Genomic DNA, 13131 nt, shown 5'->3' with positions numbered 1-13131 from the left:
GGTGGCGGTGGACCTGTCGCAGGTGGCGGGCAGCGAGCGCGGCGGCCGCATTTCGAAGGAAGACGTGCAGGAGTTCGTGAAGGGAGCGCTGCAGGGCGGCACCGGTGGCTCGGGCGTCGCCACGGGCGGCGGCTTGAACCTGCTGCCGTGGCCGAAGGTCGACTTCTCGAAGTTCGGCGAGATCGAGTCGAAGCCGCTGTCGCGCATCAAGAAGATCTCCGGCCAGAACCTCGCGCGCAACTGGGTAATGATCCCGGCGGTGACCTACCATGAGGACGCCGACATCACCGACCTCGAGGCCTTCCGCGTCGCGGTGAACAAGGAAAACGAGAAGTCCGGCAAGAAGCTGACGATGCTCGCGTTCATCATCAAGGCGTCGGTGCGCGCGCTGCAGCAGTTCCCCGAGTTCAACACTTCGCTCGACGGCGACAACCTGGTCTACAAGAAGTACTTCAACATCGCGTTCGCCGCCGACACGCCGAACGGGCTGGTCGTGCCGGTGGTCAAGAACGCCGACAAGAAGAGCGTGTTCGACATCGCGGCCGAATCGGGCGAACTCGCGAAGAAGGCGCGCGACGGCAAGCTCGGCCCGGCCGACATGTCGGGCGCGTGCTTCACGATCTCGTCGCTCGGCGGCATCGGCGGCACCTACTTCGCGCCGATCGTGAACGCCCCCGAAGTCGCGATCCTCGGCGTCAACAAGTCGGTGATGAAGCCGGTGTGGGACGGCAAGGCTTTCGTGCCGCGCCTGACGCTGCCGATGTCGCTGACCGCCGACCACCGCGTCATCGACGGCGCGCTCGCAACGCGCTTCAACGTCTATCTCGCGCAACTCTTGTCCGACTTCCGTCGGGTCATGCTGTAAGGAGGCCGCGACATGAGTCAGACCGTTGAAGTGAAGGTCCCGGACATCGGCGATTTCTCCGACGTGCCGGTCATCGAGCTGTTCGTGAAGCCGGGCGACAGCATCAAGGTCGACGAGTCGATCTGCACGCTCGAGTCCGACAAGGCGACGATGGACGTGCCGTCGTCGGTGGCGGGCGTGGTCAAGGAAGTGCTCGTGAAAGTCGGCGACCGCGTCGGCGAAGGCGCGGTGCTGCTGAAGATCGAGACCGAAGGCGCGGGCGCCGCGCCGGCCGGGGCAGGCGAAGCGAAGGCGGTGCCGGTTTCGGCCGCACCGGCTCTGGCACAAGCCGCGCCGGCCCAGCCCGCTCCCGCGCCGACCGCGGCGCAGCACGCCGGAGCGTACGCAGGTTCGTTCGACATCGAGTGCGACATGCTCGTGCTCGGCGCCGGCCCCGGCGGCTACTCGGCGGCGTTCCGCTCGGCCGACCTCGGCCTCAAGACCGTCATCGTCGAACGCTACGCGACCCTCGGCGGCGTGTGCCTGAACGTCGGCTGCATCCCGTCGAAGGCGCTGCTGCACGTCGCCGCGGTGATGGACGAGGCCGATCACATGGCGGCCGCCGGCATCAAGTTCGCGAAGCCGGAAGTCGATATCGACGCGCTGCGCGCGCACAAGGACAAGGTCGTCGGCAAGCTGACCGGCGGCCTCGCCGGCATGGCGAAAGGCCGCAAGGTCGAGGTCGTGCGCGGCTTCGGTACCTTCCTCGACCCGAACCACGTCGAAGTCGAAGTCACGGGCGGCACCGGCCAGGACAAGACCGGCGAGAAGAAGGTCGTGCGCTTCAAGCAATGCATCATCGCCGCGGGCTCGTCGGCGGTGCATCTGCCGTTCATCCCGAAGGACCCGCGCATCGTCGATTCGACCGGCGCGCTGGAGCTTCGCTTCGTGCCCGGGAAGATGCTCGTCATCGGCGGCGGCATCATCGGCCTCGAGATGGCGACCGTCTATTCGACGCTCGGCACGCGCGTCGACGTCGTCGAGATGCTCGACCGGCTGATGCAGGGGCCGGACGCGGACGCGGTCAAGGTGTGGGAGAAGCAGAACGCCCGCCGCTTCGACAATGTCATGCTGAAGACGAAGACCGTGGCGGTCGAAGCGAAGGACGACGGCCTGTGGGTCACGTTCGAAGGCGAAAAAGCACCCGCCGAGCCGCTGCGCTACGACATGATCCTGCAGGCCGCCGGGCGCAGCCCGAACGGCAAGAAGATCGGCGCCGACAAGGCGGGGGTGGTCGTCACCGACCGCGGCTTCATCGAGGTCGACGCACAGATGCGCACGAACGTGCCGCACATCTTCGCGATCGGCGACGTCAACGGTAATCCGATGCTCGCGCACAAGGCGGTGCATGAGGCGCACGTCGCAGCCGAGGTCGCCGCGGGCGAGAAGTCGGCGTTCGACGCGACGGTGATCCCGAGCGTCGCCTACACGCACCCCGAAGTCGCGTGGGTCGGGTTCACGGAAGAGCAGGCGAAGAAGGAAGGCCGTAAGGTCGAGACCGCGAAGTTCCCGTGGGCGGCCTCGGGCCGCGCGATCGCGAACGGCGCCGACTACGGCTTCACGAAGCTGATCTTCGACGCCGAGACGCATCGCGTGATCGGCGGCGCGATCGTCGGGCCGTCCGCCGGCGACATGATCGGCGAAGTGTGCCTCGCGATCGAGATGGGCGCGGACGCGGTCGACATCGGCAAGACGATCCACCCGCACCCGACGCTCGGCGAGACGATCGGCATGGCGGCCGAAGTCGCGCACGGCAGCTGCACGGATATTCCGCCGGTACGCAGGAAATAGGATCGACCGAAACTAGGTAAACGGGGGCGCTTCGGCGCCCCCGTGCCATTTCAGCGCCTTCGATTTTTCCGCTGTCCTATGCCGACGGGCGCGACGGCCGGCCGAGTTCGACCTGGCCTATCGCGTTTGCCGCCGCCTCCATAGGCGCCGGTCGAGGCTTGCCAGGTCTGCCCCGAGCCGGCGGACCACCGCAAGATGGAGCGCATCCCCGCTGCGCAGCGCAACCGGGCCGTCGATCAGCAACGCGGCTGCCCGAAAATCGGCAGGGACCGTCAGTCCTTTTCCGATCAACCCGGCTCCGACCCATTCATGCAATGCCGCCCAGTCGAACTCCCGCGCCTGCGTCTCGGCCACGAGGTGCGCGACAGGCTTGCCGCGCCGAGTGATGACAATCTCCTCGCCCGCCTCAATCTCGGCGAGCAGGGACGACAGATGAGACTTCGCCTCGACAACCGTCACCGTCTTCATGCCCCGTCGTTTCGGGTCTATTCGAACTGAATTATTGGCTCGGATGGTCATCTTGTAATCACCGCGACAGCTCTCGGCGGCGGCACGAACGGCTCGCTCGCGTCCGGGCCGTATACTGTATATTCTTACACCTCCATCCAATTCGATGAGGCCCGCGAAGGCCACGCACGGAGACTGTTATGGAAACCTGGATCGACCGACTATTGATGGGCTGCGGGAGCGGCGCGGGACTCTTGCTCGGCACCGGGCATGTCGGAGAAAGTGCCGCGCTGATGGTGGTCGCGATTTCCGTCGTCTGGCTGCTGCGCACCTACGCGCGCACGGCGTCCGAGGAAATCTGAGCAGCGCCGCCGCAGGAGACGTTTGCGCTCAGCGGCTCGCGTCGAGCCTCGCGGTTTTCCCGCGGACTTTCCTCACGCCGCCCTTACCTCGGTTTTCCTCGTGGACGTTCCCGGCGCACTTCTGGTGCTTCATCCTTCCGGCGCGTTCGCGAGACGTTCTGCGAGGGCGGTCACTGTTTCCTCGCGCCCAGGTCCGTCGGCGCGAGGCTCGAACAGCGCCGACCAGTCGCTGTGCGCCCGCGCGCGCAACAGCGGTTCGGGGATCGGTCCTTCGCGCCATTGCTTCTCGGCGGGATCGACCAGCCGAATCGGTGCGATCGCCGCATGGCCACGTGCTTCGAGCGCGCGCAGCAGCCGCATCTGGCGCACCGCCAGCAGCCGCAGGATGCCGTCGTCGACGCTGAGCTCCCGCTGGCCGCGCAGCCTCTCGACAACGCGGTCGCCGAACTGGCGCATCGCCTGCCAGCCTCCGCCCGCGATCGCGCCGAGGAGCGCGGCGGTGCCGAGGGTCAATCCGCCGAGCATCAGGTCGATGCCGACTCCGGCCGCGGCGCCGGCAGCCGCCCCGGTGCCCAAGCCAATCCCCATCGCCCGGAACGTTTCGGGATTGAACAGATCGTTCTCCCAGCGTCCATCGAGCAGGGGCAGCGCCGCGGCGTCGACATCGTCCCGACGAAAACGGTACAGCGTCAGCAGCGCGTCGACGCCGACCTGCTCGCGCCGGCGCACCTTCTCGTGAAGCTCCGCCACCGCGGCCCGGATCGATTCCGGGTCGGCCGCAACGGTCGCGCGCGCGGCCGCGACATCGACGAGCAGTTCGGCGAGGACGCGCAGTCCGGCCGCGTGTCGCGCCTGCGCCTCGCGCTCGCGCGACGCGACGAGCCGTTCGAGCGCAGGCCGGTGCTCGTCGACGAGTGTCGCGAGCTTTTCGTACAGCCGGCGTTCGCCGCCGCGCTCCGGCGCGACCGTGTCGAAGCGCACGACCGCGTGCAGGCCGAGCCGCGCGAGCGCTTCCCGCCACGACGATTCGTCGGCCGCCGGGTCGAGGACGAAGTTCAGCACCGGCAGCAACGGGATCGCGCAATTCGCGAGGATCGCCAACTCGTCGCGATGCTTCGCCAGCACCGGATCGCGCGCGTCGACGACGTAGAACGCCGCGTCGCTCGCCAGCATCTGGCGCAGCACTTTCGCTTCCTGCTCGAAGCGCCGGCCGGCGACCGGCGTCTGCAGGAAGCGTTCGATGCGCGTGAAGCCGTCGAGCCGCTTGTCCTCGCCCGCATCGGCCTCGATCGCCTCGACCCGTTCGAGCAGCGCGATCGGATCCTCGAGACCGGGCGTGTCGTAGAGTTCGACCAGCACTTCGCCGTCGGCAAGCAACCGGGCGCCCTCGACGTGGCGCGTCGTGCTCGGCCGGCTCGACACTTCGCCGAACCCGGTGTCGCGCGTCAGCGTGCGCAGCAGCGACGTCTTGCCGGTGTTCGTGTGGCCGACGACGGCAATCCGCAGCGACCTAGCCATCTTCACGCTCCGTCGCCCCTAGCCAGGCGAGCGCGCGCGCCGGATTGTCGTCGACCCGCTCCGACGCCATGCCGATCCCGCGCAGGCCGTCGCGCCAATGCTGGCGCCGGTCGCCCGCGTCCATCTGTCCTGCGCCGACGAGCAAGACCCGGCTGTCGTTTGCATGCCGCGACAGCTCGGCGATCAATTCGAGGCTGCCGCGGTCCGGCGACTGCCGCGCGTCGCACGCGACGAGCAGGCGCGCCGGCGGATCTGCGCGCAGCGCGGCGACGGCCTGCTTGCGATCCTCGCGGCTGTCGACGACCCCGGCGTCGCTCGCGCCGGGCGGCAATGGCGGCGGCCAGTCGGCCTGTCCGGCGAGCTCGAGCGCGACGAGCATTGCGCGACCCGTTCCGCCGCTGCGGCGTCCTTCGACATGCGGCCCGGGCATCCGGCCCGGATCGGCATCGGTCACGCCGATCCGCTCGCTCGCCGGCATCAGTCGCGGCACGAGCACCGCGTAACCCGGAAGCGCGACATCGATCCGCAGTCGCGACCGCCCGGAACGCCACAGGCCGAAGCAGACGCTCGCGAGAAACAGGCGCGGCACAACGCCATACGCGACGACGCACCCGAGCAGCCACGACGACCACGCGATGCGCGCCGCCTCGCCGGACTGCACCGCGTCGCCGCTCGCGCGTACCGCCTCGGCGTCAGGCATCGCGAATCCGAACTGCGCGGGCAGCCCGCCGACGAGCCGCACGGCGCGCACGAACGCGTCCGCGGGCAGGATCGTCGTCTCCCACACGAAGCCGTAGCGGCGCGTCGCGAGGGTCACGATCAGACCGACCACCGCGCCCGCCAGGGCGGCAAGCCACACGCCGTGCGTCACCGCGCCGAGCCACCAGCGCAGCAGCCGCGGCGGGCCGAGCAACCCGACGAGCGCCTGCGTGACATCCACCGTCTCGCGCGCACCCGACAAGCGCGACGACAAGCCCAGCCAGGCGCGGCCCAGCAGGCCGCCGCCGTCCCGGCCGCCGAGCCCCAAGCCGGCGAGCCACAGCAGCAGGCTCAGCAGATGGATCCCGAGCAAGCCGCCGAGCGCCCAGACGACGTTCACCGCCCGCGTGCCGTCGCCGAGCACCGCCACGGCCGCGCCGAATCCGCTCGCCAGCGCGAGCGCACCCAACAGCAGCGTCGCGAGTCGCGCCCGCCCGACCCACGACGTGACCCCCGCGGCCAGTCCTTCCCGTTCGCCCAGCACCTGCGCCCGTCGAAGCACACGCGCTTCGAGGCCGCCGCCGGCGGTGCAGGCGGCGGCAACCGCTTCCCGATCTTCGAGCGGGCCGGAGCGCTCCTCGCGCCGCCGCAGCGCCTCGGCGAGCCAGCGCAATTCGAACGATGAAAGTCGAAGGGAATCCGGGCTATGCAAGATCACTCCAGCTCCATGCAAGGGCGACAGGATAGCCGGATTGTCGAAGACGGCGTCCACGCGGTAGCTGATGCATAATCCGTTGGTAGTACAAGCCGTAACGTGGCGAAGGGCGCGCATACAGCGTCCGCTGCGTAACGCCTCGTGGCAACGCGAGGTCCGCGCGCGACCCGAGCAACCAAACGATAAGAGACACCGGCAGGATTCCGCCTCGATGCCCGCTCCGACCCAGCCTTCGGCGATCGCCCGCGAAGTCCTTCGCCTGCTCGCGGCTCGCCGCCTGCCCCCGACGCCGGCGAACTTCCGCGCGCTGTATCACGAGGTCGCCGAGACGGCGGACGACGAGGTCGGCTTCCCCGAAGACTTCGTCCGCTCGCTCGCCGGTGAGCTGCCGCGCGACACCCTGGAGCGCATCCGCCTCGCCCGCAAGGTCGACCAGACGATCGCCGAGCGCAATCCCGACGCTGCGCAACAGGCACTGACGCAATACGCCAAGCACCGGCGCCTCGACGAGCCGCCGGCGTGGAACGACCTCATCGCGGGCCTGCTGCGCCAGTGGGAAGCGCGCCATCTCGGGTGGACGGTCGCGCGCAAGCGCGAATCGCTCGAACGCGTGCTCGCATCGGGGGACTCCGCAACGCTCCACTCCCGACTGCAGGCGCTCGTCCGCTCGTGGGCGCAGACGCCGGGGGATCCCGAAGCCGGGACTGCGCGCCACGCCGTCCCGCCCGTCGTCGCGCCGCCCTCCGCGCCGGTCGCGCCCCCCCCTCCCGACATCCGCGCCGTCGCCCCCGCCGACGCCGCCGAGATGGTTCGCGCGCTGCGCAACCTCCTGCTGCTGGCGCTCGAATCGGTCGTTCCCGCCCTGCTCGCCGACCAGCCCGACCTCCTCGCCGAGGCCGGCGCGTTCGCCTCGTCCGTCCGCCGCACTGCCGATCCCGGCGACCTCGACGTCATCGGCAAGCAGCTGCGCAAGTTCGCGTACCGCCTCGAAATGGTCGCCGGTGACCGCGCCGAAGTGCACGGCGGGCTGCTGTCGCTCCTGCGTCTGCTGCTCGAGAACATCGACCAGATCGTCATCGACGACCGCTGGCTGCACGGCCAGGTCGAAGTGCTGCGCGACGTCGTCGCCAAGCCCGCCGACGTGCGACTGATCGATGACGCCGAGCGGCGCCTGAAGGAAGTCATCTACAAGCAGAGCCAGCTCAAGCACAACCACTCCGAGGCCCAGCGCTCGCTGAAGGAAATGCTCGCCGGCCTCATCGACCACCTCGCCGGCTTTGCCGAAACCACCGGCAGCTATCACGACCGCATCGGCCGATGCGCCGCACGCATCGCCGAGGCCCGCGACATCGCCGAGATCGGCGGCGTGCTCAACGAAGTGATGCGCGACACCCTCGCGCTGCGCGACGAAGCGCGCCGCTCCCGCGACGAACTGCAGGCCACCCGCGAACGTGCGCGCGAAGCCGAAACGCGGATGGCGCAACTGCAGCAGGAACTCGACGAAAGCAGCCGCCTCGTGCGACACGACCAGCTCACCGGCGTGCTGAACCGCCGCGGGTTCGAGGAAACCTTCGACAAGGAAGCCTCGCGCGCCCGCCGCCACCGCGAACCGCTCAGCGTCGCGCTGCTCGACGTCGACAATTTCAAGCAGATCAACGACGCGTGGGGACACCGGACCGGCGACGAAGCGCTGATCCATCTCGCCGGCATCGTCCGCAAGAACCTGCGCCCGCAGGACACCCTCGCGCGCTACGGCGGCGAGGAGTTCGTGCTGCTCTACCCGGAGACGGACCTCGACGGCGCCGCCCAGGCCCTCGTCCGCCTGCAGCGCGAACTCACGCGCGAGCTGTTCCTGTTCGAGGAGGCCAAACTCCTCATCACCTTCAGCGCCGGCGTCACGGAATGGGGTGAAGCCGAATCGGCCGACGAGGTCCTCGCACGGGCCGACCGGGCGATGTACGACGCGAAGCAGTCAGGCAAGAACAAGGTCGTCGCCGCACCCGCGACCTGAAGGCCGGCGCGACTTGGGGAACTCGCCCGCAGCGCCCTTCCCTCTCTTGGCGCCCGACTCGTCGTTACCGTCAGGCCCCCGCCGGCAGGCCTGTCGCGCCGCAACGCGTAGCGGTCGTCGCCTACCAGCTTGTCCCGGCCGCGCCGTCCGCCGTCCGCCCCTCGACCATCTCCGCATCCTTCAACTGAAGCGGCCCCCGGTCGCGGCCCTTGCGTGCTGCCTTCGGCCCCAATCCAACCTGCTGACAACCTTGTAAACCGGGAAAAACGGTGCAGCAAATTGATTAAAGTTCGCAAAGGCCCATCCGTTAATGAACTCAACGGCAGACAGAATCGCCCCGACGAAGATGCAAAACGGGCATGAAGCCGGGATAACGGAAGTCCTCTCTCGCTTAGGAGAAACATCATGGCACAAGTCATCAACACCAACGTTGCCTCGCTCAACGCCCAGCGCAACCTGAACACGTCCGGCACGTCGCTCGCGACCTCGCTGCAACGCCTGTCGTCGGGCCTACGCATCAACAGCGCGAAGGACGACGCCGCCGGCCTCGCCATCTCGGATCGAATGAGCGCCCAGATCCGTGGCCTGAACCAAGCAACTCGTAATGCAAACGACGGCATCTCGCTCGCGCAGACCGCCGAAGGGGCTCTCGGCGAGATCGGCAACAACCTGCAGCGGATCCGCGAACTGGCCGTGCAGGCTTCCAACGGAACGAACACCCAGGCGGATCGGGACGTTCTGAACACCGAGGTCACTCAGCTCAAGGCGGAAATTCAGCGCGTGGCGGAGCAGACGAGCTTTAACGGACAGAAGTTGATTGACGGCAGCTTTACCGGTATCGCGTTCCAGGTCGGCGCCGACGCCGGTCAGACGATTACGGTCGACTCGATCGCGAACGCGCAGACCGCTTCGCTCGGCGGAACGCTCACCCGCTATACCGCGACCGTCAATGCCAGCGCCCTGACCGGTTTTGCGACCGCAATCGCCGACGGTGCTCTGACCCTCGATAGCGGCGACGGCGATGGCGCGGTGAGCCTCGGCGCGATCGGTGCCGCCGCCAACGCACAGGAGAGAGCCGGACAGGTCACCGAAGCGATCAATCGCGTCTCTGCCCAGACTGGGGTCGGGGCCTCCTACGACGCCGTCACGGGCGATATCACGCTGACCAACTCAAACGCCAGTCAAATGACGTTTGCGGGCGCGGGCGCGACCGTGGTGGCGGCGGGCTTCGCCGGCGCGAATGGCGCTTCGACTTCGACGACGGGCATCACTGCGCTGACGGTGAGTTCCTTCACGAATGCGCAGCAAACGATCGCCCAGATCGACAACGCGCTTAAGTCGGTCAACCAGTCCCGCGCGAATCTAGGCGCGGTTCAGAACCGGTTCAGTTCGACTATCGCTAATTTGCAGACGACGACCGAAAACCTCTCGGCGTCCCGCAGCCGTATCGTCGACACCGACTTCGCCGCAGAGACCGCGAACCTGACCCGCGGCCAGATCCTGCAGCAGGCCGGTACCGCGATGCTCGCGCAGGCGAACTCGCTGCCGAACAACGTGCTGAGCCTGCTCCGCGGCTAACCCGGCACGACCGGCATCATGAAGGCGCGGCGCTCCCAAGGGCCCCGCGCCTTCGGCCCATAGAGGAGGTGCGCCATGAGCATCCAGAGCATCGCAGCGAACCCGCCGCTCGTCGATCCGTCGCTCAGCCCCCGCGCGGCGCCGGCGGTCCCATTGCCTCCCGCCGCGGAGGGCATCGGGGCGGTGCGCAGCCCCACGGCACCTTCAGCCGCCGCGTCCGAATCCACGCAGCCCGCGGCCTCCGCCCGCGATGCGCTGCTGCATGCGGTCAATGAACTGCGCGCCGCAATCGCGCCGGTGGAACAGAACCTGCTTTTCTCCATCGACGAAGACACCGAATGCACGGTCGTGAAGGTCGTCGATGCGACGACCGACGAAGTCATCCGCCAGATTCCGTCCGAAGAAGTGCTTGCGATCACGAAGGCGCTCGACAAACTACAAGGCGTGCTGATCCAGCAAAAAGCCTGACCGCAGGAGAACGATCATGGCCCTGACCGCAGCGGGACTCGGTTCCGGTCTCGACATCGCCGGCATGGTGTCGCAGCTGATGGCCGTCGAACGCCAGCCGCTCACCGCGATGGCGAAGAAGGAAGCGGGCTTCCAGTCGAAGCTGTCCGCATTCGGCCAGATCAAGAGCAGCCTATCGTCGCTGCAGACGGCGGCAAACGCGCTGAAGGATGCGGCAAAGTTTGCCGCAACGAAAGCGACGGCCGGCAACGACGCGGGCTTCACCGCCAGCACCGCCGCCGGCGCCGCAACCGGCAACTATTCGGTGCAGGTCGAAGCGCTCGCGACGAAGCAGCGCGTCGCGAGCGACGCCGCGGTCGAGTTCGTGCCGGCAGACGGCAGCGTCGAAGCGAAAACCCTCGACATCCGCTTCGGCAAACTCGTCGACGGCGCGTTCGTTGCCGGCGAAGTCGTCGACGGCAAGTTCGTGCCCGGCGAAGGCGAGACGAAGACGCTGAGTTTCACCGGCAAGACGATCGAGGACCTGCGTGACGCGATCAACAAGGCGGACCTCGGCGTGTCGGCGAGCCTCGTCGACAACGGCACCGCGAAGCAGCTCGTCATCACGGGCAAGGAAACCGGGGCGACGCAGGCGTTCAGTATCGGCGGCACGATAGGCTTGAGCTTCGACCCGGCCGCCCCGACCGCCTCGCCGACGACTTCGTCCGTGCAGGCGTCGCGCGACGCCAAGCTGACCGTCGACGGCATCGCGATTACGCGCGCGATCAACACGGTCGCGAACGCGATCGACGGCGTCACGCTGACCCTGACGAAGGAGACGACCGCGGCAGCAACCCTCGCGGTCGCCGACGACAAGACCGGTGCGCGCAGCGCGATCGACGCGTTCGTCAAGGCATACAACGACACGCACGGCCTGCTGAAGAACCTGACCAACTACAACGCGGCGACGAAGACCGCCGCGACGCTGACCGGCGACTCGACCGCGCGCAGCGCGCAGAACAAGCTGCGCGATCTCGTCGGCAGCGCACTCGGCGGGCTCGGCGATACGAAGCAGCTCGCCGAGACCGGCATCACGTTCCAGACCGACGGCAAGCTTGCGACCGACGGCGCGAAGCTCGACGCGGCGCTGAAGGATCCGGCCCGGGGCGTAGCGGCGTTTTTTGCCGGCGCGGCCGGCGTCAAGGGGCTAGGCGAGACCGTGTCGGAGGGCCTGAAAGCCTTCATCGACAGCGACGGGTTGCTCGCCGGCCGTACCGACGGGATCAATGCGTCGATCAAGCTGATCGACAAGCAGCGGATCGCGTTCGAATCGCGCCTCGAGGGCATCGAAAAACGCTACCGCGCGCAATTCACCGCGCTCGACTCGATGATCGCGAGCATGACGCAGACCAGCAGCTACCTGTCTCAGCAGCTTGCGAACCTTCCCAACTACAGCACTCGTTAAACAACGGAGCGGGCAAAAATGTTCGGTGCATTGCAGAACCGCGCCGCGGCCTACGCGAAGGTCGGCGTCGAAACCGGGGTCACGACCGCAGACCCGCACAAACTGATCCTGATGCTGTTCGACGGCGCGATCCTGTCGATCGCGACGGCCACGTCGGCGATGGACAGGAAGGACATCCCCACCAAGGGCCAAGCGATTTCGAAGGCGATCGAGATCATCATGAACGGCCTGAAGGCGAGCCTCGACCAGGACGCCGGCGGCGAACTCGCGGCGCGGCTGTCCGCGCTCTACGACTACATGAGCGAGCGCCTGCTGTACGCGAACCTGCACAACAGCCGACCCGCGCTCGACGAGGTCAGCGGTCTGCTGCATGGACTGCGGGAAGCGTGGGAAGGTATTGCGCCGGCCGCTCGTGCGACCGCTGCGGCGTAAGGTGCGGGGATGAACACGCTTTCGCTGTTCGAATCGATGGCGGCGGTCTCAGCGGGCATGCTCGACGCCGCGCGCGCGAACGACTGGGATCGGCTGACGGCGCTCGAGCGCGGGATGGCGGCGGTGCGCGACAAGCTGATGCGCATCGAGCCCAACGGGCAGCAAGCCGAAACCCTCACCCAGGCCGAGCAGCTGCGCAAGGCGGCGCTCGCCGCGCAGATGCTCGAAAACGATCGCGAAATCCGGCGCCACGTCGAGCCATGGCTCGCGAGTACACGCAAGCTGCTTTCGGGATCGTCCCGCGAGCGCGCGGTGCGGGCCGCCTACGGCCCCTGATTCACGGAAACCGGCGACGCGCTGTCGCCGTTCCGGGGACACGACGACGGAGCACGCTGACCGATGATCCCGTCCGACCTCGCCGCCCGCCTCCGGATGCTGACCGAGGCGAGCTTCTTCGACAGCGAGCCGCCGGTGAGCGGCACGGCGCGCGTCCGCGAGATCCAGGCGCGCCTTCCGCAACTCCTGCCCGGCGAGCGCTTCACCGCGACGCTGACGCGCCCGCTGCCCGACGGGACCTTCCAGGCGATCGTCGCCGGCAAATCCTATACGCTCGCGCTGAACACGTCCGCGAAGGCCGGCGACACGCTCGAACTCGTCGTCGTGCGCAACACTGCGAAGGCGCTCGTCGCGCAGCACGCGGCGGAGCAGCCGGGCGCGTCCGATGAGGCCGGCGCTGGCGTTAAACCGAATCTCAGCGCGACC

Annotated in this window: 12 protein-coding genes and 1 pseudogene; 10 read left to right on the top strand and 3 right to left on the bottom strand. The window is 68.1% G+C overall.

Going from position 1 to position 13131, the window contains the following annotated elements; all coding sequences use genetic code 11:
• Both V6M37_RS13570 and lpdA read left to right on the top strand, forming a co-directional pair.
• Positions 1–865, top strand: an 865-nt coding sequence (locus V6M37_RS13570) for a 2-oxo acid dehydrogenase subunit E2 (protein WP_332674117.1), incomplete at its 5' end; no start/stop codon positions are given.
• 12 nt (positions 866–877) lie between these two features.
• Positions 878–2695: a dihydrolipoyl dehydrogenase gene (gene lpdA / locus V6M37_RS13565; protein WP_332674116.1), complete on the top strand. Its 1818-nt coding sequence runs from the start codon at positions 878–880 to the stop codon at positions 2693–2695.
• Positions 2696–2812: 117 nt separating this feature from the next.
• Here the strand turns inward: lpdA and V6M37_RS13560 are convergent, their stop codons facing one another.
• Positions 2813–3163, bottom strand: coding sequence for a type II toxin-antitoxin system prevent-host-death family antitoxin (locus tag V6M37_RS13560; RefSeq protein ID WP_332674114.1), 351 nt, complete (start codon positions 3161–3163; stop codon positions 2813–2815).
• A 179-nt stretch (positions 3164–3342) separates the two neighbouring features.
• On the opposite strand from V6M37_RS13560, the gene V6M37_RS13555 reads away from it, so the two are divergent.
• The gene (locus tag V6M37_RS13555) at positions 3343–3504 is read left to right on the top strand and encodes a hypothetical protein (RefSeq protein WP_332674113.1); all 162 of its coding nucleotides are present in this window, start codon (positions 3343–3345) and stop codon (positions 3502–3504) included.
• Between the two features lie 129 nt (positions 3505–3633).
• Here the strand turns inward: V6M37_RS13555 and V6M37_RS13550 are convergent, their stop codons facing one another.
• Both V6M37_RS13550 and V6M37_RS13545 read right to left on the bottom strand, forming a co-directional pair.
• Entirely contained in the window at positions 3634–5022 is a 1389-nt protein-coding gene (locus V6M37_RS13550; protein ID WP_332674112.1) for a DUF3482 domain-containing protein, read from the bottom strand.
• Positions 5015–6439, bottom strand: coding sequence for a DUF2868 domain-containing protein (locus V6M37_RS13545; RefSeq protein ID WP_332674110.1), 1425 nt, complete (start codon positions 6437–6439; stop codon positions 5015–5017). The genes V6M37_RS13550 and V6M37_RS13545 overlap by 8 nt, the downstream gene beginning before the upstream one ends.
• Before the next feature lie 208 nt (positions 6440–6647).
• Between V6M37_RS13545 and V6M37_RS13540 the strand changes: the two genes are divergently transcribed.
• From V6M37_RS13540 to V6M37_RS13510, 7 genes and pseudogenes are all read left to right on the top strand, one after another.
• On the top strand, positions 6648–8447 hold the full coding sequence (locus V6M37_RS13540; RefSeq protein WP_332674108.1) for a GGDEF domain-containing protein: 1800 nt from the start codon (positions 6648–6650) through the stop codon (positions 8445–8447).
• A gap of 405 nt (positions 8448–8852) precedes the next feature.
• Entirely contained in the window at positions 8853–10025 is a 1173-nt protein-coding gene (locus V6M37_RS13535; RefSeq protein ID WP_332674106.1) for a flagellin, read from the top strand.
• Positions 10026–10100: 75 nt separating this feature from the next.
• Positions 10101–10493, top strand: a complete 393-nt coding sequence (locus V6M37_RS13530; protein ID WP_332674104.1) for a flagellar protein FlaG — start codon at positions 10101–10103, stop codon at positions 10491–10493.
• Between the two features lie 16 nt (positions 10494–10509).
• The gene (fliD, locus tag V6M37_RS13525) at positions 10510–11937 is read left to right on the top strand and encodes a flagellar filament capping protein FliD (protein ID WP_332674102.1); all 1428 of its coding nucleotides are present in this window, start codon (positions 10510–10512) and stop codon (positions 11935–11937) included.
• Positions 11938–11955: 18 nt separating this feature from the next.
• A complete protein-coding gene (gene fliS, locus V6M37_RS13520) occupies positions 11956–12369 on the top strand; it encodes a flagellar export chaperone FliS (RefSeq protein WP_332674101.1) in 414 nt (137 codons plus the stop codon).
• Between the two features lie 9 nt (positions 12370–12378).
• Positions 12379–12705: a flagellar protein FliT gene (locus V6M37_RS13515; RefSeq protein ID WP_332674099.1), complete on the top strand. Its 327-nt coding sequence runs from the start codon at positions 12379–12381 to the stop codon at positions 12703–12705.
• 63 nt (positions 12706–12768) lie between these two features.
• Positions 12769–13131 (top strand): annotated as a pseudogene (locus V6M37_RS13510) (flagellar hook-length control protein FliK); the annotation flags it as partial.

The sequence above is a fragment of the Aromatoleum sp. genome (genome assembly GCF_036675785.1).
Taxonomy (GTDB): domain Bacteria; phylum Pseudomonadota; class Gammaproteobacteria; order Burkholderiales; family Rhodocyclaceae; genus Aromatoleum.
Note: the sequence above shows the minus strand (reverse complement) of the source record. Positions and strands in the feature narration are given on the sequence as shown.